Genomic DNA, 22,459 nt, shown 5'->3' on the forward strand with positions numbered 1-22,459 from the left:
CTAAATTGTTTGTGAACCTCAAATATTGTTTGTAAAACCCGCCCCTACAGGCAACCGATGGATTAATTCCTAATAATTCGCTTCCTCCTCGTACTCGGGAGTCTTATTTTTCTCAGGGATATTCACCCGAGGAGCCTGGTAAGGCTTCGGCGCCTCATCGTCAGCCCAAGCATCAGCCTCCACATCATCCTCGTACTCGTACTGCACGATCGGCTGCTTGGGGCGAGAACTCTCAGAGCGAGTGTACTGCGGCTTCTCTTCGTACTCCTCCTCATAATCGTCCTCCTCGCCGCCCCAATTATCCTCTTCGTAATCCTCGTAATCGTCGATCGGCTCAGGCTGCACCGCGCGCATCTGCTGCTGCTGTCGCACCGGCGGCCGATTCCACTGCGAGTCCTCGTCCCAAGGAACTTCCTCAACCGCAGGCGCCGCTACCTTGCTGCGCATTTCCGGTGCAGGTATCCGCACGCCCGGGCCCAATTGATTTCCCGTAGCCACGGGTTTCGGATAATAACCTTGCTCGTCCTCTTCCCGTTCCCAAGGTGCTTGACCCAAACCGACGCGCTCCAGCAAACCCACACTAAGCTGCCTGAGTCTTTCCTCGGAACCTTCAAACACAATCAAGCGATTCGGGCCGCTGCTGACAATTTCTTCAATCCCCAACTCGTAAGTGCTGAGAACTTGGTCGGGGATTTGGGGGATTCCCAGGGAAGCGATAATTATAGAAACTAACTTACCGTCTTCGGGGTCGAACCTAAAGCCCCGCACCCTACCTAAAAGTTCGCCTGTTTCGGTAATAACTTCGCTGTTAATCAAAATGCTGTAGACTTCAACATCAACATCATCTTCGATCGCGCTCTCATCTTCCACCAACAGCACGTCGCCGATTTCGCTGACATTGCTGAGGAACATAAACCTCGGCATTCCAGCGACCGCAAATATATTATCACGCAGACCGAGCGCCACAACTTCCCGCCGATCGATGTCCACCCATAATTGACTAACCACCCCCAAGCGTTTGCCTCTGTCGCGGGTGATGACCTGAGTGCCTAGAAGGTCGGAGCGTTGGCAAATTTGTTCGGATGTCATTGTAACTTTAATCCTGATTTATTAAGTACATATATCACTCAACACGAGCGTTAACAGAGACTCCGGGACTACAACTTCAGTCAGTCGATTTTAGATTTTAGATTTTAGATTTTAGATTTACTCCACAGAGGAATGTGGGAGCTGGAACTAGGGTCTAAAATTTTGATCTATCCACGACTGTTGTCGGCGGCTTGTATCCGTTTTTGGGTAGGGTCATCAACAGAGACTTCGGGACTACAACTTCAGTCCTATGACTTGAGTATAAGCTCCCCGTGCTTGAGTAACACCAATTGTACGCTCAGCCGATTGAATCATAGGTCGCCGCAAACTCACAACAATAAACTGGGCTTGTTCAGACTGTCGCTTTATCATTCTAGCTAATCGCTCCACATTTGCCCCATCCAGAAACATATCCACTTCATCAAAAGCGTAAAACGTAGACGGGCGGTAGCGTTGCAGAGCAAAAATAAAACTCAGCGCCGTCAGCGACTTTTCGCCTCCAGACATGGAAGCCAGCCGCTGTACTGGTTTGCCCTTTGGGTGAGCGACCAAATTCAAGCCGCTGCTGAAGGGGTCTTCCTCGTCATCTAGCTGGAGATAGCCATCGCCTTCGGAAAGTTCCGCAAAGATAGTCTGAAAGTTCTCGTTAACCGCGTCGAAAGCTTCCTTAAAAGCGCGCCGCCTGAGTGTGGTAAAATTTTCAATTCTCAACAGCAGTTCAGTGCGTTCTCCTTCCAATGTCGTCAATTTTTGACTCAATTCTTGAAGGCGTTCTTGAGTGCGGTTGTACTCTTCCAAGGCTAGCATATTGACAGGTTCTAAAGCTTGAATGCGTTTGGCGATCGCCTTTACTTCCTGCTGCAATTCCGTCAAATTGGCTTTCTCGACATTTTCAGGAATCGACGGCACGGGGTCGGGCATTTCCGCCCGCTGCGTTTCCAATAGAGTGCGGACTGCGGCTAATTGTTCCCGGCGTTCTTGCTGAGTTTCGTTAAGTTTTTGCAACTGCCACTGTAACTGTTGTTTGGCTAAATGCTGTTCTCGCAGTTGAGATTCCGCCCGATCGCGATCTCCCTTCTGCACGCCCAATTTTTCCTCAATTTCCCCCAAAGCCACCTTAGCTTCCGCAATTTGTCCGTCGAGTTCTAACTGCTGGGAAACAATGCGATCGATCGCATCCGCCCCCGCGTTTTGCTGCACTTGCCATTCCTGCAATTTCTCGCTGCCTTCCTTAATTTTGTCTTCCAAACGCCCGAACTGATTTTCCAAGTCTACAAGGCGCTGCTGGACGTTTCTCAGAGCCAATTCTCGCTCTTGCAGTTGCGCTTCTTGTGCGCGCAAACTCGATTGCATTTGCTGCCATTCGCTGTGACTGTTCGACTCTTCCAACTGCGCCAAAGTTTGGCGGTACTGCTGCAATTGAGTTTCCTGTGCGGGCAATTCTCGTTCCAGCAACTGCAATCTCGATCGCGAATTAGTTAATTCCTGCGTGTTTTTCGCAATTTGCGATCGCACTTGTTCCTGTTGCGCTTGCAAATTCTTAATTTCTGAATCCAACTGTTCCAAGCGCAACTGATTTTCGCGCAAGTTCTGTTTTGCTTCCATCAATTCTTGGCTGCGATTTTTGACTGCAACAGACGCGCGGTCGATCGCAATTTTGCACCGTTCCAAAATCCGCTCAATTTCCTCCAACCTTTCTTGCAAAGACGCGATCGTCCGGGCTTCACTAGCAGCCTCGCTAGCCTCAACCGTGCCAAAATGCAAGGTAGATCTGTTAGTAGAACTTCCCCCAGTCATCGCCCCGCTAGTTTCCAAAATTTCCCCGTCCAAAGTCACAATCCGGTACTGTCCCAAATAGCGGCGGGCGTCGCCGAGGTTGCTAAACACAACCGTACTGCCAAAAACGTAAGCAAAAATTTCCTGATACCGCGAATCGCAATCAATCAAATTAACAGCCGCATCCACAAACCCAGCCGCGCGCCGCAAATTTTCATTCACCGAATACCTGCCGCCCCTAATCTTATTCAAAGGCAAAAACGTCATCCTTCCCGCCCGTTTTTGTTTCAACAATTCGATCGCAGCAGCAGCCACGCTGTCATCTTCCACCACCATATTTCCCATGCGCCCGCCCGCCGCTATTTCCAGCGCCAACTGATAGCGCGGTTCTACGCGGCCCAGTTGAGCCACCAAGCCGCAAACTCCGCCAATTCCGCTTTGCGCGACAATTTTTGCAGTAAATGTTCCCGTCGCTTCTTGCAGTGCTTGAAACTGCACTTCTAGTTTGTCTAATTTGCGCTGTCTTTCCCGCTGTTCTTCCAACAAACGAGTTTGAGTTTCTTGTTGCAGTTGCAATTCTTGTTCGGCTTCCACTAAAATTTGATTCAGCGATTCTACTTGCAAAGATGCAGCGCCTTTGGTTTCCACAAGGCGAGATTGCTGCTCTTTTTTCGCTGCAATTTCCTGTTCCAATACTTGCAGCGATTGATTTTGTTCTTGAATTTGACTTTGCAGGCGATCGGCTCTTTCTCCGATAGTAGCTTGTTCTGTACGCTGCGGTTCCAAAGTTTGTTGAATTGTTTCGATTTGGCGGTGCAGTTCCGTTTGCTGCTGTACCCAAGCTTCGGCCGTCGAGGCGATCGCATTTGCCACTTCCCGACTTTCATCTAAACTTTGCTGGGCTGCGTCCCGCTGTTCCTGAAAACTCCCCTGCTGAGACTTAACATAAGATATTTCAATCTCAATTTGCTCCAAACTTTGCTTAAATTGCCGAACTTCTGACTCGGTTTGTGCTATGTTAGCCGCGATTTGCCCAGCAGTTTTTTCCAAATCCTGTTTGCGGTTTTGCAGTTGCCGCCGTTCCGCTTCCTGAGTGGCAATCGTCGCTTGCAAAGCCAACAGTTCCGACTCTCCCAAAGCTTTAACGCGGGCATTCAGCGCGTCAAGTTCGGCGGTTGCTTCTTGAATTTGGGTGCTAATTGCTTGCAGTTGTTCGGTGAGAGATGCCGAAGTGCGATCGCCCGTTTCGATTTGTTCTCGCAGCTTCCATTCTTGCTTTTGCAACTGGCGGAATTTTAGGACAATTTCCCACTGCGACTTTTCTTGAAATTCCGCCCGCAATTTTTGATATTTTTCCGCTTTCGTGCGATCGGCAGCAAGTCTATCGCGCTGAGAAATCAGCTCTTTTTCTACAATTCGGCTGCGTTCTTCCACCTCCTTAACTTCATCCAATTTCTGCCTAGCTAAAGAGATTTTGCGATCGAACTGAGCGACCCCAGCCAATTCGTCAATGATTTCTCTGCGTTCCTTAGAATTCATCGAAATAATGCTGGTAACGTCTCCTTGCAGGACGACGTTATAGCCTTCGGGATAAATTCGCAAGCGGTTGAGTTGTTCGTGAAGTTGAGTCAGGGTGCAAGGTTGACCGTTAATGTAATAAGTTGAAGTGTAAGTACCTTGGCGAGTTACCCGAAGTTTGCGCGTCACACTCCACTCATCCGATTTTCGATTTTCGATTTTCGATTTTCGATTGGTAGCGAGTAGTTGTCCGTTATTGTCTTGATTTTCGGCGATTTCAATTTCTTCTACATCTTCAACAGATAAGTCTTCCGATTTTCCATTTTCGATTGTTGATTTTCGATTGACAGGAGATGATTTGCCGTTGTTGTCTTGAGTTTCGGCAATTTCTATCCCTGCGACTTCCTCTGCTTCAACAGATAACTCATCTGCTGCATTTTCCTCCTCATCTTCATCCCGGGCGAACCATTCCTCCCCCACATCTTCCAGCGCAAAAGTCGCAGTCACGCTAGCTTCGATCGTACCGCGTTTGTTTTGGGCGCTGTTCACCAAATCCGGCAAACGTTCGGCCCGCATTCCCTTAGAACTCGAAAGTCCGAGACAAAACAGCAAAGCATCGAGGATGTTGGACTTCCCAGAACCGTTGGGCCCGGAAACCACGGTAAAACCGGGCAGCACGGGAATGGCCGTCGTGCCCCCAAAAGATTTAAAGTTAGTCAGTTCGATCCGTTTAATGTGAACCATATGCTAGGAGTAGCTTTGGCTCTAGGTTGTTGTCACAGGGTAGCACAGGCAATGGGGCGATCGACAATGTGTAAACTTTCCGGCATGGTCGATCGAACCGATATCTTACACCTTTGTCAACAACCCAGCCGGCTTTTACTTAAAAAGTTAGTTGACAAAGGTACAATACCTGCAATCCGAGCGACCGCTACAAATGAACGTAAATTTTGATACAGATAACTTCATGAGACTCGATCGGCACTATTTGTGCGATTAACCATGAAAGCCTTGTCCCTAGTCAATTTCAGCAAATATAAGATCGAAAGTTCTTCATGTTACCCCTAGACATATAAAAACTTTCCGGTAAAATCGAACCAAAATTAATAATGTATAAAGTAACGAAGCAAATTATGGAGGGCAAACCCATTACACCAGCTCAGAACTCATCTAACCTGCCAGCTTCACCTGAAAGCGACCAACAAGTATTGCAAATTTGGGGTCGCCAGCCCCTTAAAGGACACGTCAAAATCAGCGGCGCCAAAAACTCGGCCTTAGTCGTCATGGCAGGAGCCCTGCTATGCCCAGAGGATTGCCGTCTCCGCAACGTTCCCGGTCTAGTCGATGTCGCCCGCATGGGGCAAATTCTCTCGGCTGTAGGAGTCAAATTACAGCAGCACGGCGACGTTTTAGACATCAACGCCAGCAACCTCATAGACGCTCAAGCCCCCTACGAATTAGTCAGCCAACTGCGGGCGAGCTTCTTCATCATCGGCCCGCTGCTAGCGCGTTTGGGATTTGCCAAAGTGCCATTGCCCGGTGGGTGCGCCATCGGTGCCCGACCCGTGGAACTCCACGTTCGCGGTCTGCAAGCCCTCGGTGCCGAAGTCCACATCGACCACGGCACCGTTCACGCTTACGTCAAAGGGCCCAACCGCCGCCTGAAAGGAGCCAAAATTTATTTGGACTACCCCAGCGTCGGCGCAACTGAAACTTTGATGATGGCGGCGACTCTGGCTGAAGGAGAAACCGTGATTGAAAATGCGGCTCAAGAACCGGAAGTCGCAGACTTGGCGAATTTCTGCAGCGCAATGGGAGCAAAAATTCAAGGCGCCGGCACTAATACGATCGTCATTTCGGGAGTTCCCAAGCTGCACGCGGTAGACTATTCAATTATTCCCGATCGCATTGAAGCCGGAACATTTTTAGTAGCAGGAGCCATCACTCACTCCGAAATCAGTTTGTCGCCGGTAATTCCCGACCACCTGACCGCAGTCATTGCCAAATTGAAGACAATTGGGGCGAAAATAATTGCAGAATCCCCCGACACTTTGCGGATAGTTCCCGGCCAAACTCACTCGGCCACCGACATCGAAACTCTGCCTTATCCAGGTTTCCCCACAGATATGCAAGCTCAGTTTATGGCTTTGCTGACACTGAGCGAAGGCGACAGCTTGATCAAAGAAACCGTGTTTGAGAATCGCTTGCGCCACGTAGCAGAGCTCAACCGCATGGGCGCTGACATTCGCCTTAAAGGCAATGTAGCGATTGTGCGCGGAGTGTCTCGGCTGTCGGGTGCGCCGGTAGTGGCTACAGATTTGCGGGCTTCAGCGGCGTTAGTGCTAGCAGGACTTGCAGCCGATGGTGTCACCACCATCAGCAGCTTGCAGCACTTAGACCGCGGCTACGAGCAGTTAGAGGTGAAACTGCAAAAATTGGGAGCGAAGTTGCGGCGCGTCAAAGAGGGTACAGACCCGGCGATTGCTGAGGCTCCTGTCAATCCCGTGCGATCGGGTTTAAACTGTTAATTAGTCATTAGTCAGCAGTCATTAGTTATTAGGAAGAAGGAAAAAAGCCCTTCGACTTCGCGATCGGGTAAAAAGAAGGAAGAAGAGAGAAAAATAATTCAACCTTTTTCAATTGCCAATTGATAATTCCCACTTCCCAATGACCAATGACTGACGACCAGTGATTATTGACTAATGACCAGGATTAAAATGTCGAACATACCGCTCATCGGTTTGAAAGCAGACCAGTTTCGCCACCCGCTAGACTTGGAAGCCACCAACACGCTCAAACAACTGCCCGGCCTAGATTTGATGGTGCGGCAGTTGCTCGGACAACTGGGCGAACAGTTTTTCATGCTGGAAAATCTGGCTTCCAGCGTCCAAGTCGGCGAAAATCAATTGCCCCACCTGCATCAATTGCTGTTGGATGCCTGCAAAACTCTTGATTTGGAACCGCCACAGCTTTATGTCCGCCAGCATCCGATGCCGAATGCTTACACCTTTGCGATGCGGGGAAAACAGCCTTTTGTGGTGATGCACACTTCTCTGATTGATTTGCTCACAGACGAGGAAGTTAAGGCAGTAATTGCTCACGAGTTGGGGCATTTGAAGTGCGAGCACGGAGTTTACCTGACTCTGGCTAATTTAATTGTGTTGGCCGCAGGCCAAATTTCGCCTTTGGGAACCGTAATCGCGCAGGGTTTGCAGGCGCAAATGTTGGAATGGTTGCGGTGTGCCGAATTTACGTGCGATCGCGCCGCCTTGCTCGCTACTCAAGACCCAAAAGTGGTAGCATCGCTGTTGATGAAACTGGCCGGAGGTTCGCCGACTTTAGCTGCCAAACTGAATGTCGATGCGTTTTTGGCGCAGGCCCGGGCCTACGACGACCTCAGCAGCACTCAACTGGGAGAAATGCTCAAACAAGCTCATACGGCTCAGTTGTCCCATCCTGTACCAGTATTGCGCGCCAGAGAGATCGATCGCTGGGCAAGTTCAAAAGATTATGAATCTCTTGTGCAAAATCGATCGGTGTGTTATGATGGTGAAACGAAAAAGGGCGGGTGGCGAAACTGGTAGACGCATCAGACTCAAAATCTGACACCGAAAGGTATGAGAGTTCGATTCTCTCCCCGCCCACTGCTAAAAAAGCTTAATAAATCTAGGGTTCCAGATGATAAATCTGGAACCCTAATTTATATGGCATGGGGAATCGGGTATGGGGAATTGGGCATTGGTAACAACCGTTAACCGTCAACAGTCAACCGTTAACCGTCAACAGATTTTATGGGTGAAATCGCCGCTTTAGGCGCAGCATTTGTCTGGGCTCTATCTTCCACAATCTGGCAGCGAGTGGGACAGCAAATCCCCGCAGTGGTGCTAAACTTGCTCAAAGGTGCGATCGCCCTTTTCATGCTCCTGGCTACTGTACTAATTTTAGGCAAACCCTTACCCGCAATCAACCCTAATATTTTAGCAGTGCTGCTCATCAGCGGCGGGCTAGGAATTGGCATCGGGGACACCACTTTCTTTATCGTATTAAAATATTTAGGCGCGAGGCGAACGCTGCTTTTAGAAACCCTATCTCCCCCTTTAACAGCTTTATTGGGCTTAATATTTTTGCAAGAAAACTTATCGCCCGTTGCTTGTACTGGCATTCTTTTAACTATCGGCGGCGTAGCGTGGGTAATTGCAGAACAAACATCCGAAACAATCGTACCATCAAAACATCTTTGGCAGGGATTATGGATTAGTTTATTAGGACAAACAGTCAACGCCGCTGGAGCTATTTTATCCCGCGCAGCCTTCACTCAAATAGATATCGATCCCCTGTGGACAGCGGCTTTGCGTTTGAGCGGCGGCATGGCAGTCATGCTATGCTTTTTGAAACCAACAAACCTTGACAGTTTCAAACAATTAAAAGCGCCAAAACTATTAGGTGCAATAATTCTAGCAGCTTTTTTAGGAACCTATCTCGGAATTTTCCTGCAACAGATTTCGCTGAAATATGCACCCGCAGCAATCGCTCAAGCACTCATTTCTACCAGTCCCCTGTTTATACTGCCTTTAGCGGTGCTGGCGGGCGAAAAAGTGAGCATTCGGGCTGTTTTGGGGGTAGTTGGCGCGATCGGTGGAATCGCCTTATTATTGGGTTTGAAGTAATTAGATGTGAGACTTGAAATTTAAAAGTTTAGATTTGATACCTGTTCCCAAAAACAATGAAACTGTAGGTCTGCTTCCAACCATGATAGTCATCAGTGATTCCCCAATCTCAAATCTCAAATCTCAAATATCAAATGTATGACTGATTATAAAAGCGAGCGACAAACTAGCAATTTAGCAGCTATAAAAAAACAAATTACTTGGGTTCACCAACAGCCAGACGGCATCATATTTCAAGAATATTCCGGCGACAACTGCATAGCAATAAAAAAAATAAATTCAGTGCTATTACTGCTTTTAGCAGACCGAGAAACTTTAATCACAAATGTAGCTCAATCGCTCCTCGATCTCAACAATCCACTAAATTTCCTTTTTCCATATTGCCGAGCAATGATGCTAGCATTAGTATGGAAAAATCAGCCCAAAAAAATCTATATAATCGGATTTGGCGGCGGCAGCATCCCCAGATTTTTTCACCACTATTTTGCTGAGTCGATAATCGAATGTACAGAGATTTACCCCACAGTAGTCGAAGTTGCTCGCAAATTTTTTGGCATTCAATTCGACGAGAGGCTAAAAGTAGCGATTCAAGACGGGCGCGAGTATCTTGCCCAACAAAATCCAACAGTAAAAAATGATATAATTATTGTGGATGCTGGCTTTGGCAGCGGCTATATGCCCTATAGATTGGTGACACAAGAATTTTACCAACTGTGCAAAACTCATTTGTCAAGGGCAGGTGCTTTAGTTGTCAACCTGTTCCACAAACAAGAGTTTAACGCAGCGGCGGTGAAAACAATTCAAACTGTGTTCGCACAAGTTTATATATGCAATTTAGAAACAGGTAACAGCATTGTGATTGCGACTAATGCTCCCGATTTATCTCAAAATGAAATATTCTTGAAAGCAGAACTTATTCAAGATTTCCACAATTTAGGATTTTCCTTAATAGAAATGTCGCTTCAGCTAAAAAAATTAGCCCAATTGCCGGAATGGTTGAAAAATTGGGAAACCCTGCCAATTTTTACAGATGCTGAAATACCGCCAGGTTATTTGGACTGATAAACATACACAATTAGGGCTGTTGATTTCATTACAGAAAAAACTCTATTTGTAGGGTACTTATGGGCGCACCATCGCTATGCCTGTAGCAAATCCAAATCTGTAAACAGTTGATAGTAGGCAACATCTGTCTCAAAAATACTTGACAGTGAAATTACCTCGGTGTAGTATATAGGTAGTGCAAAAAGTTAAAAACATGAGACTAAAAAGTTGGGAGTCTCCCCGCAGTGAGGGCAGAAACTCCAAAGGCAAAGGCGGATCGGCAAGAGCTAGACAGCTCAAAAAGCAACAGCAAACTCTGCGAAAACAGTTAAAAGCTCAACACGATCGACAAAACCACCAACAAAATCATCAAGGGAAGGAAACCGATAATTCCTTCCCTTTTTTTGTATCTTTCGGCTGCTGCTCAATCCCGCTGAATGTTCGGACAAATAGTGCTAGTAATGCTCGCCTGCGAGGGTTGCTCTTGCCAGCAGTTGAGAATGCCTTGCAACTCCCCCTTCAAAGTTTCTAAGGCTGCAATTTGCACCGAAATTTCCTCTACCTTAGCCGTTAGATGCTGTTTCGCTTCAAAGCAAGGCAACTCTCCCCGATCGCGAACTTGTAAAATATCCTTAATCTCCTGAAGGCTCAAACCCAGAGCCTGAGAGCGTTTAATAAACGCTAACCTGTTGAATACCGCTTCCCCGAACAACCGATAACCAGCGGGCGAGCGCTCCACCGCAGGAGACAGCAAGCCCATCTCCTCATAGTAGCGAACAGTTTTCACCGACAAACCGCTACAGGCAGCTACGGAGCCAATTTTGTACAGTTTCTCGGCAACAGAAATATTCATAAACCAAGCATTAAAGATCGACGATCGAAAGACTTTCTTGCCATATCTTTTGGTGCCTCAGATGCAGCGAGTCGATCGTCACCTCGCCCAGTCGCCATTGCCGCGTAACCTTAATAAGGAGGATTTTTTTTAGACACGTTAAGCACGGGCAACTGAGGTCTCGAAGACTGAGGAGGAAGATAGTATTCGGGAGCAGGTGCGGGTTGTTCGGCTCCAGAGCGGTAAATTTGCCACCAGCGGAGAGCCATCGCCACCCCAGCGGTACCCAGCCCAAAAGCCAATAAAGAGCCGCTCGCACCGATGCTGCCGATGGCTGCATCGACAACGCCCACTGTCACAACAAAGCTGGTAATTGGCTCTCTACGGTAAGCTGACCTCAAAAGTCGCGTCCACGAAGCATTCATTTGGTTTTACTCTGTTCTATATTTATTTACAATCTCTAAAACTTAGAGTTGGCGGAACGATCGGGATTTCTAGCTCAAAGACTAGCTTCACCTACATTAATCTTCTCGCCTGTGGGGAATTGTACGGGAGCGAGGCAAAATTGCCAAGCTTGTCAAATCAAAATTCCACCCCATATATACCTCCAAAAGCCAGCTATTGCATTCGGGAACCGATCTCTCTCGACAGAGAAGTCGCTGGGCTTGTTTCTAATTAATATTTTAATCAATTCCCGAATTTGTCGCGGTCAGCAGAAGTCACACCCGCTGCCCGAAGAGTCAAGACAAAGTGTAAGGCTGACCGCGCCATTGCTAAAATTAGTTGAGACCTAACCAGGACAGCAAGCCCTGGCCTGTGACATACTCGATAATTAAAGTTAGAGAAAAACCGATCATCGCGGCTCGACCGTTAAGGCGTTCCGCGTAGCTGTTGAAGCCAAACTTTGGCTGTTCCAGTTTGGGAGTGACGGTGGGTTGTAGTTGTGTCATTGCTTTGAGTACCTGGCGATCGACGCTATTCAAATGTGAAATCCAATGTTAGTTACAATTCTTAAACATTGCTACTTCTATTATAAAGAGGGTTAACCGCCGTCAAGCGTCCCCGAAGAGAAAAAACTGCTGCCAACTAATGCCAATTAATTATACCCGCTCAAAATATGACTAATCAGTTAGATAACGATAAGCTTCCTGTCGCCGTACAGCGAGTTGCCTTTGCCCTTCGTACAACAGGCTGGGTTTGCTTCTGGGTACAGTTGGTGCTAGCGGTGGTAGCGGGGATCATTTTGCTCTTTGCCATCCCCTTCGCCATCCCCAGCACTACCACCGCTGCGGGTTCAAACAGTGCCGGCACCGGCGGGGGGGTATTTTTTGCCATTTGCGGGCTGGCCGTACTCGCTTACAGCGTATATCGCTCTTTCCGCTTCACTCGCTTGTCGAGACAACTGCGATCGCCCGCTAACGCTGTCCGCCCCAAAAAAGCAGACACCATCAAAGAGGTGCGGCTGTCACTGATGAGCAACTTGTCAGGAATGCTGCTGACGCTGATCGGCGCAGAAGCCATCAGCGGCACGCTTTTAGCCAAATCTCTAGCTCAGCCGCAAGCCTTGTTCGGTGCCGCAGTTGATTTGGGCCGATTTATTCAGCCCCTAGACATATTTGTGGTACTCGCCAATACTCACGCCACTGTTGCCCATTTTGTCGGGATTTTCGGGGCTCTTTTTTTGCTCGATCGCATCCACAAGCAATAGACAATCTGTAAGTGGGAATCGGTAAGTGAGAATCGCGAATCAGCAATTGCGACTCTCCCACTCTCCCACTCTCCCCCATCTCCCTCACTCTGCCGCTCTCTGCCAGCCGATATCCGGAATCACTGCCAAGCTGTCGAAGAACCTACTCAGATACCTTCTAGCAAGACAACTTAAATATCATGGCACTGAAACCCGAGGCTTATTTTGGGGTGACAGATCACGCAACTATTGAAATTTCTCAAGACAGTTGTCGTTCTGTCCTCGGTCAAATAGAAGCTGAACTGCTCTGTAGCGATACCTATAGCCAGGCTCTAGCTAGCTTACAAACCATGTTGGGCGAAGCAGCCTCCGCTGCCGAAATTTTAATTAGAGCAGTTAGCAGAGAAGCCGTCAAGCTCGCATTTGACCGATTTCCCAAACCAAACAAAACGGAAATACAAGTCGCCCAAGAGAGTTTTGCTGCTGTAAGTCCCGCCCTTGAGACGGTGACAGAATTTAGAGAATTGGAACCGCCAGTAGCTGTTCCTGTCTTCTATTGGCGCAGCGCTACTTTGGAAGCGCCGCCCCAAACCGAGTCCGACACTGAAATTGTCGATCGAGACACTAACACTTCTGAACACAGCAAACAAGCGCCCCAAGACGAAATTAAACTCGAGTCGGCTGCACTTGCAACTGTCACCGTCCCCGGAAAATCCTTCCTAGGGTTCGGTTTTCCCAAGAAGCCGAAAAAACTCACCAAGGAAGAAGCAGCAGCAATAGCTGTTCAACAGCGAGAAGAGTGCCTGCGGGAGTTGGGTAGAGAATTGCGCAAGGGACGGCAAATTCGATCCCTATCCCTCCAACAACTCCACAGTCAAACTCTTGTGCCGCTGCACCACATCGAATCGATCGAAAATGGGGAAATCGAGAAACTGCCCCAAGATATTTACGTTAGAGGTTTTATCCGCAGGCTGGGCGACACCTTGGGACTAGACGGCACCGCGATGGCGAATGCTTTGCCCAAACCAGCTCCTAGCCCAATTCCCAGCTCGTATTTATCTGTTTCCGATTCCGAGTCGGCGGAAGGCTTTCAAATGCGTCCGGTGCATTTGTACATCGGCTACACCGCTTTGATGGCTGGGGCTGTAGGGGGTTTGGGTTGGCTGTCGCAGCAACCCGTAGTCCCCGGAGCCCAGGCAGTACCTCCAACGCAGGTGACACCGCCAGCCTCAGTTGCACCGGCTCAAAAAAGCCCGGCCCCGACGCCTAAACCCGGTCTGAAGAAGTCTAGCAGTCACGGGGGAATGATTGTGGGGGCTGACATGGCCCCGCCGGAGGTGATTTTTGGTTAGAGTCTGTCACGGTGATTTAACGGCGGATTCCTTTGGGTACTGGACGCAGAAACCGGGTTTGATGGGCGAAAATACTTCCTTAAGTCCTCGCTCAAAGTTAAAAACCCGGTTTCTTTAAGTAAGGAGTGCGTGCTGGACTGCCTGTGTAATTCAACAGCTAATTTGAAAGGCGATCGAAGTTGGGAGTCACGGCGCAGAAACCCCGTTTCTTCAGGTAATTAATTCAGAGAAGCTTCATGGTGTCGGTCGATTAACAATTAAAGATTAAAGAATTGACTCCACAGCACAGAGCGAGTTAAAAACCCGGTTTCTTCGTATATTTCTCGTTACTAAATCCGAGATTTTTATCGTGAACTGGGTTGAGCAAGGCAAATCTGCGTCCAAGACTGTAGATTTTAGATTAAAGAAGTGACTCCACAGATGGATGAAGGTGGGGGCTTGAACTAAAATCTAAACCGTGATTGCTCTCCACGACTCCTGTGTTCAAGCAAGTATCCGCATGCAGGTGAGATCGGAAATGGGGTTTCTGAGACTGGGCCTGCCCCAGGACTGCTTCCGGGCGAGCAATCGCCGGGCATTGTACCGAAAGTGAATTTTCAACTGCATCAGGAAACCCGATATGTGCGATAAACTATCTATTTGACCAGTCCTAAAAGAGGTTTCCGATAAGATGAGTTCCCCAGCCACCGCTGCTTTCTCCGATATCGATCCGCTATCGACTCAGCCGCCGACAGTCACGAGTTTGGTGGCACCAGACAGTGCTTTGGTAACGGCGGCTCAACTGCCACAAAAATCTTGGACAATAGAAGATAGCGAGAAACTGTACCGAATTCAAGGTTGGGGCGAACCCTATTTTTCGATCAATGCTGCCGGTCACGTTACAGTGTCTCCCAAGGGCGATCGCGGCGGTTCCCTCGATTTGTGCGAACTGGTAGAATCCCTCAAACAGCGAAATTTGGCTTTGCCCCTGCTGATTCGATTTTCTGATATTTTGGAAGACCGGATCGAGCGCTTAAATTCGTGTTTTGCCAGAGCGATCGCTCGCTACAATTACAAAAATGTCTATCGCGGTGTCTTTCCTGTTAAATGCAACCAGCACAGACAATTAATTCAAGATTTAGTGCGTTTTGGGCAACCCCATCACTTCGGACTGGAAGCCGGCTCTAAACCGGAATTAATGATAGCTTTGGCGACCTTAAAAACCCCAGGCGCTTTGTTAATTTGCAACGGTTACAAAGACCGTCAATACATCGAAACTGCTATTTTGGCGCAGCGGCTGGGACAAACTTCCGTAATTGTGCTGGAGCAAATTGAGGAAGTAGAACTGGCAATCGCTGCGAGCAAAGCATTAGGAATTAAACCGATTTTGGGAGTGCGAGCAAAACTCACTACCAAAGGCGTTGGCCGTTGGGGAGGTTCCACGGGCGATCGGGCAAAATTTGGCTTGACAATTCCTGAAATTATCCGCGCAGTCGGCGAACTCGAAAAAGCTGGAATGCTCGAATGTTTGCAGTTACTGCACTTCCACATCGGGTCTCAAATTTCCTCAATTAGCGTCATCAAAGATGCCATTCGAGAAGCCAGCCACATTTATGTAGAATTAGCTAAATTGGGAGCTAATATGAACTACTTGGACGTAGGCGGCGGGCTCGGCGTTGACTACGACGGCTCTAAAACAAACTTTCACGCTTCCAAAAACTACAATATGCAAAACTACGCTAACGACGTAGTAGCCGGAGTGAAAGATGCCTGCGACGAGCGCAAAATCCCGGTACCAATTATCATTAGCGAAAGCGGGCGGGCGATCGCTTCTCACCAATCAGTGTTAGTTTTTGACGTACTCGGTACTAGCGATGTCCCCAGAGAAATACCCGAACCAGTAGATGAAAATGCGCACCAAATTCCTCGTAATCTCTACGAAATTTACCAATCTATCACTCCCGAAAATTACCAAGAAGTTTATCACGATGCTATCCAATTCAAGGAAGAAGCAGTCAGTTTATTTAACTTAGGCTATTTGGGAATTGCGGAACGGGCTAAAACCGAACAGTTGTACTGGGCTTGCTGCGATAAAATACAGGCGATCGCACGGCAAAAACAATATGTATCGGAGGATTTGGAAGACTTAGAAAAGGTGATGGCGTCCATTTATTACATCAACTTATCTGTTTTCCAGTCTGTACCGGACAGTTGGGCAATTAACCAATTGTTCCCAATTATGCCAATTAACCGACTCGACGAAGAACCGACTCAGCGGGGTATTTTAGCCGATCTCACCTGCGACAGCGACGGCAAAATCGACCAATTCATCGATTTGCGAGATGTCAAGTCGGTTTTGGAGCTGCATACTATCAAACCCGGAGAACCTTATTACTTGGCGCTATTTTTGGGAGGTGCTTATCAAGAAATTATGGGCAACCTCCACAACTTATTCGGGGATGCAAATGCAGTTCACATCCAGCTAACGCCTTCTGGCTATCATATCGAACACGTTGTGAAAGGGGACACTATGAAAGAAGTCCTCAGCTACGTACAGTACGATTCAGAAAGTTTGATTGAAAGCATCCGCCGTCAGACAGAAGCAGCTTTGCAGCAAAATAAAATTACTCTTTCCGAAGCCCAACTTTTGCTGCAAAATTACGAGCGGAGTCTCACCCAGTATACTTATCTTCAGTCGTGAAATGTAGGGTGCGCACTGCGCACCTTACTTTGAGCAATTAGCAATTATTCAGGATTACCTAGAATTTCTGCGATCGCCCGCCGCTCTTCTCCCTGCTGAGTCGGTAAAACTTGGCGAGCGTCAGTAATCAGCCAATCGAGAGCAGCCGCTTGCAAATCGATCGCCGCCCCGGTTTTATCAACGCAGTAACGCCCGAATACAAGTTTATCAACCAACCGCACCTCCGGGCCCAAACGGGAATACTCAAAAATCACGCTGTTTTCCACAGTCGCCCCGCTGCACACCCAACAATTCGGGCCGATCATTGTCGGGCCGATAATTTTTGCTCCATCCTCAATGATCGTCATCCCGCCAATGTAAACAGGCCCGGTAATATCAACTTTATCCCAGTTCACAGCTACATTTAAACCAGCGTAAACGCCGGGGCGCACTTCAATTCCCGGAATCGAAACATTTTTAACTTGTCCCAGCAGCACGCTCTGAATTGCCCGCCAATAGTCAGGAACTTTGCCTATATCCACCCACTCAAAGTCCATGGTAATCCCGTAAAAAGGCGCGCCTTCTGCTACTAGCTTGGGAAATAACTGCGAACCGATATCGTATTCCTGGCCCGAAGGGATGTATTTGAATATTTCCGGTTCAAAAATATAAATACCAGTGTTAATGTCGGTACTCAGAGCTTCCTCTACAGAAGGTTTTTCTTGGAAATCTTTAATTTTGCCAGACTCGTCTGTTACCACCACTCCGTAACTGGGAACCTCCACGCGGGGAACCGATTTCATAACAATAGTAGCGATCGCCCCTTTTTCCCGGTGCCACTTCACAGCAGCAGTCAAGTCCAAGTCAATCAAAGCGTCGCCGCACAGCACCACAAAAGTATCGTCAAAAAACGGCGAGAAGTCCTGAATTCGTTTCATGCCACCAGCCGAACCGAGAGCCTCTCCTATCAGTTCTCCCTCCTCAATTCGCCCTTCAAAAGAATAGGCAATTTGTACCCCAAACTTTTGACCGTCGCGGAAGTAGTTTTCAATCACGTCTGCCAGGTGGGAAACATTGACCATAATCTGGTCAAACCCGTGCTGGCGGAGCAATTCAACCAAAAACTCCATCACTGGCTTTTGCAGGATAGGAATCATCGGTTTGGGTATTGTCTGAGTAATGGGACGGACGCGAGTGCCTTTACCGGCCGCCAGAATCATCGCTTTCATTATTAACTTCCTCAACCCTCTGTTAATTGATATCAACTGAACAATTAGATGCTAGCGGTTGCGCTCGAATCGATCGATCGATCACAGCAAAATCATGACCTGTTTATAGGCGACATCGTACCAGGCTATCAATCATTTATTCCCAATTTACCTGGATTTAAGAAACCAGGAATCGGGAATCAGGAAGAACTCCGCACTCCCGCTCTCTCGATTCAGGACTGTGCCGCGCAATGTCGGCGAGCGAGGTTCTGCCTGGAATCTTAACCGACGCAGCGGCACAGCTATTAGTTTCGCCGGAGAACCTATACCCTGCAAGCTCAAAGCGCCCGGATTTTGAGGTCTTGATAAAACTCCTCTTGAAGCAACTCTACTTTAGACTGAGCAGACAGCAGCAACAAAGCCCAAAAAATACCCACGCGGTCATGATGTGGCAAGTCAACTTCTCCAGTCGATACCGGGAGTTCTGGGTGAAGAGGGGAGTGCAAATCGTTATGATGCCAGAGTTCCAGCAATTTGTCCAAGTCGAGCCAACCCTCGTCAATTTCCTGGCCCCGTTCTGCCAGAAACCGCTCCAGTTGACTAGCAGTTTCCACCAAATTTTCTTGGTGAGCTAGCTCAAAGATAGCCTGGGCGGCTTGCGATCGCATTTTTGAGGTAGGGCGGCGGCGGGGGGCAACTGTCTGCTCCATTGCTGCTTTCATTAGCTGCAACTGCTCGATCAGTTCTGGGAGAGTCACCGGGCGTTTTTGCGGTAATTGAGCTACACCGCGACGGCGCAATTGCCGCTCCAAATGCTGCGGTAATTGTCGCCCGCCTGAGTGCTCTGCGTCTTCGAGTGCCTCCTCGTCGGCCTCGTCGGGATTCGCGGGGGATTCTGAGAGGACGATACTTTCTGCTTTGAGCAAAACCAGCATTGAAGCGTACAAAAACGCTTGGCCCGAGTGGGACAAATCGGAGAAATCCTTACTCGCATCGGTATCGCAGGCGTTCGTAAGCTTGCTCAAACATCGATCGAACACTTCAATTACCTTAACGTCCCAAGGATCGATTTCTCCCCGTTCTGCTAGGTCAATTAAAATTGCGATCCCCTCGGAAATCGTTTCTAAGCCATTTTGGTCTCGGGAAACGGCCATTAGATTTTAGATTTTAGATTTTAGATTTTAGATTTTAGATTTTCCCTCTCCGAAAACGAGAGAGCATATCAAGTTAATTGGCGGTGATTTCAGCAGTTGTACCCTCAATGGCTGCTATTTCTAAACTTATCGGTTCTGCACTTTCTAACAAAGGTTGTTTGCCTTCTACTTCGGCTTTATAGCGTTCTATATCTTGTTCTAATTCCTGAATCCGCTGCTGTTTTTCGCGAGCTTGGCGGATCTCTTGGCGGGAAGCGAGCGTTCGCTGCATTCTCGACCACAGACTGAACAGCCACGCTAGTATTGCCCCTAATCCTGCCGCCATAATTAGTTCTACGCACAGCGGAGCTTTAACTTGGACGCCTTTGATAACTTGAATCGCGACGGGCTCTGTATTTTCGATGCTGAACAATACTAGAGCCAAGCAAATCACAAAGATGAAGAAGAAATTTAGCGATCGCATTTTCTCTGTTCCTAATTCTCTATTCCGGTGAAGCAAATAGTTTACTTTTTGTCAACTGTTTTTAGACAGATGAGCGAGTTTTTTTGATAAGATCAAATCTGCTCAATTAACCATAATATCCGGGGATGGGCGGGTTTATGGGATATCTGAGAGTTGATTGAAGAGATTGGTTAACCCGCCTCGCCAGGACATATTCTCTTTAGGTTTGACTGATGTTTTGCGGTTTCTTGCCGATTAAGAGTGCCGGCAATATTTGATATTTCAAAGCAATGCCCGCAGTCACAAATAAGGCAATAATCAGCGCCCCAATGCCTACGGGACTGGGAATCCAGAATATCGCCTCCAAATAGTTAACTTCCCCGGGTTTTAGTTTCCAAACTAACTGCTTTCCCTGCTGATAGCTTTCGGGAACGAGCGCACCGGCGACAGTTTCAATATTTTGGGCACCCCAAGGCGTGTTCAAGCTAAACTCTAGCTCCAACAGTCCCCCCGGACTCAGAAGCAAACTGCCGTTAGAAGAAAGCAGAGAAAGAGAGCGCAAATCCAATTCCAAACTCAACCGATTTCGCAGCACCAATAACAAATTATTCTGCTTGACATTCAAGTGAGATTCAAACTTCGGCAAATCGGTTTCTAGCGGACTTGCGACCCGAGATTTTGCGGTTGGTGCGATCGGATTGTAAAATTGGTTAAATTTGTCTTCCAACTCGGCTCCATTATTGAAAGGAATCCTCACTAGAACTTCTGTGGGCGAAAGCCGTTTAGTTTTTCCGTCCAGCAACCTCACCCGGCGTTCTACGCTTTTCAACCATTCTGCAACAGTTTCGCTGCTGAAGCTCGTCAACCTTTCCCCCAGTTTAATGTGCTGCACGATTTCGCCGCGAGTTTGACTCTCAAAGTTAACCCCGACATCGTACTGAACGCATCCAGTCACTAGAGTTAAAAGGCAAAAAACCAAAGGTAAAAGAAAGAAAAAGTGCTTTTTCTTCTTTCGAGTTCCATCCTTGACATTTTGCTCTTTCATTGTACCTTTTTCCCTGTTTTTTCCTATTTGGATGAATTAGCAAAGCGTTAAATTCCCGGCACTGTTTCTATGTTTGTTTAGCAGGTCTGGACTTACGAACCGCTTACCAAAAACCCGGTTTCTGGGCTGCAAAATGGCGATTTCACAGATGCTTTGTGGCAGAAACCGGGTTTTTTTGACGTGAGTGCTAAGATTTTTCTAGCTATATTATCAGCGTCACCTGGAATTAACCTCACTGAACTTATTGCCTCGAAGCTACACCCAACTGTTGAAACAGTATACTCGGCAAATATGCCGCACCGCCTACCCATTCGGCTTCGCTGCTCAAATCTGCCAAATTTTTAAAGGCTTCAAAAATGCTGCCTGCCACCATTGTATTCTTGACGCGGCCGACTATTTTACCTTTTTCTACTTTATAGCCTAAGTCCAAATTTACAGAAAATTCGCCAGCTAACTGATTGGACTGACCGGCACCTAAAACCTGCTCTACTATTAGACCTTCGTCCATGCTAGCAATCAAGTCTTGAGTGGCGGTATTTCCTGGGGAAATGCAAAAGTTAGTCAAATCAGGGCCTGGGCGAGACAATCCGCCGCGAAAACCGTTGCCGGTTGATTGTACACCGGCGCGAGCGGCCCACCTGCGATCCCAATAAAATCCGGTGACAGTACCTTTGTCTATCAAGACTTTGCGGGTGGTGGGTGTACCTTCGTCGTCAAAGGGACAAGCAGAAGGGCCTAAACTGGGGTCTTCAAAAAAGGTAAAGCGTTCGTCAAATAAGGTTTCGCCGATTTTGTCGGCTAGGGGAGAGGCTTTTTGAACTACTGCTTGACCTGAAAGGATGGTATCAAACAGGCTGCCGAGGGTGCTAGCTGCGGCTCTGGGGGTAAATAATACTGGGTAGGAACCGCTGCTGATGGTGGCTGAATGTTCGGCGAGGCGGTATTTTTCGAGGAGTGATTCGAGGATGCTGTCGGTGTCTAGGGGACGATCGCGCGCTACGTCGTAACTGTATGCTTGCATAAAATCTTCTCCCTGTACCAAATTTCCCGCGATCGATCCGCTGACTATTTGGCTGCTTCTTTCGGCATACACGTCTTGCGTCGTGGCAATTTTCACGCGGCCGCTGCGGACGTGGAAGCCGACATCTACCATAATATCGGGATTGTAGGCGTGAACTTGCTCGATCAGGTTTTTGCCGTTTTCTACTAATTCTTGAGTTGTGGGCGGAGTGTAGGTGGTTTCCGGGCCTTTGAGGTGGAAGTTGGAGGCGAGTTCAAATTCTGCGGGGTCGCCGATTTCGGCTGTTTGAATCGCTGCATCTACTAAATCGTCTATCCGCGTTAAATCAGTGGAACTGGCAAAACCGATTTTGCCTTTGTAAATCAGCCGGAGTGCTACGCCTTGCAGTGCTTTGGTTTGCAGGGATTTGAGGCGATTGTTTTCAAATTCGATGGGGGTGTCTTGACTCGACAGGTAGTATACTTCAGCAGCATCGGCGCGCCCAGAAGCCAATTTCAATATCTGTTCTATGGTGGAATCGCTCACAATAATCGCCTTTCTGGTTTGGTCTTTTTTTTATTTTAGCGATTTTGGGTGTGGCCAGAAACCGGGTTTTTTCCAGAAACATCGATACACCACCGAAAAACTGCGAAAAACCCGGTTTCTTAAGTCAGAGTGCATCCATCAATCCCCAGCCATTTGCTGAACCGCAGCAATAATTTCCTTCACTGTCTGCGCGTCAGGAGATCGCAAATGCTGTAAAATGTCCAAAGATTGCTGTAAATAATTCAAAGCTTGGTCAAAATCTCCCTTCTCATCTGCTAACAACTTTCCTAACATTGCGAAAGTAGCAGCTTTCCCTTGAACATCGCCAATTTTTTCCTCAAGTTCGAGAGATTGTTGATAAAATGCGATCGCCTGTTCTACTTCCCCAAGATTTGCATAGATTCCTGCTAGTTGGTGCAAAGTAGCAGCTTTCCCTTGAA

At 47.9% G+C, this 22,459-nt stretch carries 18 protein-coding genes and 1 tRNA gene; 8 read left to right on the forward strand and 11 right to left on the reverse strand.

The features are described 5' to 3' along the window. Nucleotides 1–69: 69 nt before the first annotated feature. Nucleotides 70–1,089 (reverse strand): PRC-barrel domain-containing protein, encoded by a 1,020-nt coding sequence (locus tag QUA80_RS16290; protein ID WP_333426148.1) that lies wholly within the window; start codon nt 1,087–1,089, stop codon nt 70–72. 234 nt (nt 1,090–1,323) lie between these two features. Further along, nucleotides 1,324–5,127, reverse strand: a complete 3,804-nt coding sequence (smc, locus tag QUA80_RS16295; RefSeq protein ID WP_333426150.1) for a chromosome segregation protein SMC — start codon at nt 5,125–5,127, stop codon at nt 1,324–1,326. A gap of 365 nt (nt 5,128–5,492) precedes the next feature. On the opposite strand from smc, the gene murA reads away from it, so the two are divergent. The 5 genes from murA (at nt 5,493) to QUA80_RS16320 (ending at nt 10,112) form a co-directional block, all read left to right on the forward strand. Next, nucleotides 5,493–6,911, forward strand: coding sequence for a UDP-N-acetylglucosamine 1-carboxyvinyltransferase (gene murA / locus QUA80_RS16300; protein WP_333426152.1), 1,419 nt, complete (start codon nt 5,493–5,495; stop codon nt 6,909–6,911). Nucleotides 6,912–7,100: 189 nt separating this feature from the next. Beyond that, nucleotides 7,101–7,967 carry a M48 family metallopeptidase gene (locus tag QUA80_RS16305; RefSeq protein ID WP_333426189.1) on the forward strand — a complete coding sequence of 289 codons (867 nt, stop codon included), beginning with the start codon at nt 7,101–7,103 and terminating at the stop codon, nt 7,965–7,967. After that, nucleotides 7,946–8,027 (forward strand) — tRNA-Leu (locus QUA80_RS16310). Before QUA80_RS16305 ends, QUA80_RS16310 begins: the two co-directional genes overlap by 22 nt. Nucleotides 8,028–8,174: 147 nt before the next feature. After that, nucleotides 8,175–9,050, forward strand: coding sequence for a DMT family transporter (locus tag QUA80_RS16315; protein WP_333426154.1), 876 nt, complete (start codon nt 8,175–8,177; stop codon nt 9,048–9,050). A gap of 138 nt (nt 9,051–9,188) precedes the next feature. Then, nucleotides 9,189–10,112 (forward strand): fused MFS/spermidine synthase, encoded by a 924-nt coding sequence (locus QUA80_RS16320; RefSeq protein WP_333426156.1) that lies wholly within the window; start codon nt 9,189–9,191, stop codon nt 10,110–10,112. A 406-nt stretch (nt 10,113–10,518) separates the two neighbouring features. Here the strand turns inward: QUA80_RS16320 and QUA80_RS16325 are convergent, their stop codons facing one another. From QUA80_RS16325 to QUA80_RS16335, 3 genes are all read right to left on the reverse strand, one after another. Further along, entirely contained in the window at nt 10,519–10,947 is a 429-nt protein-coding gene (locus tag QUA80_RS16325; RefSeq protein WP_333244489.1) for a heavy metal-responsive transcriptional regulator, read from the reverse strand. A 110-nt stretch (nt 10,948–11,057) separates the two neighbouring features. Then, nucleotides 11,058–11,351, reverse strand: coding sequence for a hypothetical protein (locus tag QUA80_RS16330; protein ID WP_333070263.1), 294 nt, complete (start codon nt 11,349–11,351; stop codon nt 11,058–11,060). A gap of 354 nt (nt 11,352–11,705) precedes the next feature. Beyond that, nucleotides 11,706–11,876 carry a hypothetical protein gene (locus tag QUA80_RS16335; protein ID WP_172186391.1) on the reverse strand — a complete coding sequence of 57 codons (171 nt, stop codon included), beginning with the start codon at nt 11,874–11,876 and terminating at the stop codon, nt 11,706–11,708. 167 nt (nt 11,877–12,043) lie between these two features. Here QUA80_RS16335 and QUA80_RS16340 point away from each other — a divergent pair, with 167 nt between their 5' ends. The 3 genes from QUA80_RS16340 (at nt 12,044) to speA (ending at nt 16,645) form a co-directional block, all read left to right on the forward strand. Continuing rightward, complete coding sequence (locus QUA80_RS16340; protein ID WP_333244486.1) at nt 12,044–12,634, forward strand: DUF3611 family protein; 591 nt, start codon at nt 12,044–12,046, stop codon at nt 12,632–12,634. A gap of 179 nt (nt 12,635–12,813) precedes the next feature. After that, nucleotides 12,814–13,965, forward strand: a complete 1,152-nt coding sequence (locus tag QUA80_RS16345; RefSeq protein WP_333426158.1) for a helix-turn-helix domain-containing protein — start codon at nt 12,814–12,816, stop codon at nt 13,963–13,965. A 670-nt stretch (nt 13,966–14,635) separates the two neighbouring features. Continuing rightward, nucleotides 14,636–16,645, forward strand: coding sequence for a biosynthetic arginine decarboxylase (gene speA, locus QUA80_RS16350; RefSeq protein WP_333426160.1), 2,010 nt, complete (start codon nt 14,636–14,638; stop codon nt 16,643–16,645). 44 nt (nt 16,646–16,689) lie between these two features. Here speA and QUA80_RS16355 read toward each other — a convergent pair whose 3' ends face one another. From QUA80_RS16355 to QUA80_RS16380, 6 genes are all read right to left on the reverse strand, one after another. Continuing rightward, nucleotides 16,690–17,853 carry an NDP-sugar synthase gene (locus QUA80_RS16355; protein WP_333426162.1) on the reverse strand — a complete coding sequence of 388 codons (1,164 nt, stop codon included), beginning with the start codon at nt 17,851–17,853 and terminating at the stop codon, nt 16,690–16,692. A 317-nt stretch (nt 17,854–18,170) separates the two neighbouring features. Then, complete coding sequence (locus tag QUA80_RS16360; protein ID WP_333426163.1) at nt 18,171–18,986, reverse strand: segregation/condensation protein A; 816 nt, start codon at nt 18,984–18,986, stop codon at nt 18,171–18,173. Between the two features lie 73 nt (nt 18,987–19,059). Further along, the gene (locus tag QUA80_RS16365) at nt 19,060–19,449 is read right to left on the reverse strand and encodes a LapA family protein (RefSeq protein WP_333426165.1); all 390 of its coding nucleotides are present in this window, start codon (nt 19,447–19,449) and stop codon (nt 19,060–19,062) included. Between the two features lie 199 nt (nt 19,450–19,648). Then, the gene (locus QUA80_RS16370; protein WP_333426167.1) at nt 19,649–20,473 is read right to left on the reverse strand and encodes a DUF3153 domain-containing protein; all 825 of its coding nucleotides are present in this window, start codon (nt 20,471–20,473) and stop codon (nt 19,649–19,651) included. A 241-nt stretch (nt 20,474–20,714) separates the two neighbouring features. Continuing rightward, nucleotides 20,715–22,019: a TldD/PmbA family protein gene (locus QUA80_RS16375; RefSeq protein WP_333426169.1), complete on the reverse strand. Its 1,305-nt coding sequence runs from the start codon at nt 22,017–22,019 to the stop codon at nt 20,715–20,717. A 138-nt stretch (nt 22,020–22,157) separates the two neighbouring features. Beyond that, nucleotides 22,158–22,459: tetratricopeptide repeat protein (locus QUA80_RS16380; protein ID WP_333426171.1), on the reverse strand; the 302-nt coding region annotated here is incomplete at its 5' end.

The sequence above is a fragment of the Microcoleus sp. F4-D5 genome, from assembly GCF_036704885.1.
Classification (GTDB): Bacteria; Cyanobacteriota; Cyanobacteriia; order Cyanobacteriales; family Microcoleaceae; genus Microcoleus.

What these genes read in the sequence shown, in the direction of transcription:
- QUA80_RS16290 (WP_333426148.1), bottom strand. Translation starts at nt 1,089, where the DNA reads ATGACATCCGAACAAATTTGCCAACGCTCCGACCTTCTAGGCACTCAG.
- smc (WP_333426150.1), bottom strand. Translation starts at nt 5,127, where the DNA reads ATGGTTCACATTAAACGGATCGAACTGACTAACTTTAAATCTTTTGGG.
- murA (WP_333426152.1), top strand. Translation starts at nt 5,493, where the DNA reads ATGTATAAAGTAACGAAGCAAATTATGGAGGGCAAACCCATTACACCA.
- QUA80_RS16305 (WP_333426189.1), top strand. Translation starts at nt 7,101, where the DNA reads ATGTCGAACATACCGCTCATCGGTTTGAAAGCAGACCAGTTTCGCCAC.
- QUA80_RS16315 (WP_333426154.1), top strand. Translation starts at nt 8,175, where the DNA reads ATGGGTGAAATCGCCGCTTTAGGCGCAGCATTTGTCTGGGCTCTATCT.
- QUA80_RS16320 (WP_333426156.1), top strand. Translation starts at nt 9,189, where the DNA reads ATGACTGATTATAAAAGCGAGCGACAAACTAGCAATTTAGCAGCTATA.
- QUA80_RS16325 (WP_333244489.1), bottom strand. Translation starts at nt 10,947, where the DNA reads ATGAATATTTCTGTTGCCGAGAAACTGTACAAAATTGGCTCCGTAGCT.
- QUA80_RS16330 (WP_333070263.1), bottom strand. Translation starts at nt 11,351, where the DNA reads ATGAATGCTTCGTGGACGCGACTTTTGAGGTCAGCTTACCGTAGAGAG.
- QUA80_RS16335 (WP_172186391.1), bottom strand. Translation starts at nt 11,876, where the DNA reads ATGACACAACTACAACCCACCGTCACTCCCAAACTGGAACAGCCAAAG.
- QUA80_RS16340 (WP_333244486.1), top strand. Translation starts at nt 12,044, where the DNA reads ATGACTAATCAGTTAGATAACGATAAGCTTCCTGTCGCCGTACAGCGA.
- QUA80_RS16345 (WP_333426158.1), top strand. Translation starts at nt 12,814, where the DNA reads ATGGCACTGAAACCCGAGGCTTATTTTGGGGTGACAGATCACGCAACT.
- speA (WP_333426160.1), top strand. Translation starts at nt 14,636, where the DNA reads ATGAGTTCCCCAGCCACCGCTGCTTTCTCCGATATCGATCCGCTATCG.
- QUA80_RS16355 (WP_333426162.1), bottom strand. Translation starts at nt 17,853, where the DNA reads ATGAAAGCGATGATTCTGGCGGCCGGTAAAGGCACTCGCGTCCGTCCC.
- QUA80_RS16360 (WP_333426163.1), bottom strand. Translation starts at nt 18,986, where the DNA reads ATGGCCGTTTCCCGAGACCAAAATGGCTTAGAAACGATTTCCGAGGGG.
- QUA80_RS16365 (WP_333426165.1), bottom strand. Translation starts at nt 19,449, where the DNA reads ATGCGATCGCTAAATTTCTTCTTCATCTTTGTGATTTGCTTGGCTCTA.
- QUA80_RS16370 (WP_333426167.1), bottom strand. Translation starts at nt 20,473, where the DNA reads ATGAAAGAGCAAAATGTCAAGGATGGAACTCGAAAGAAGAAAAAGCAC.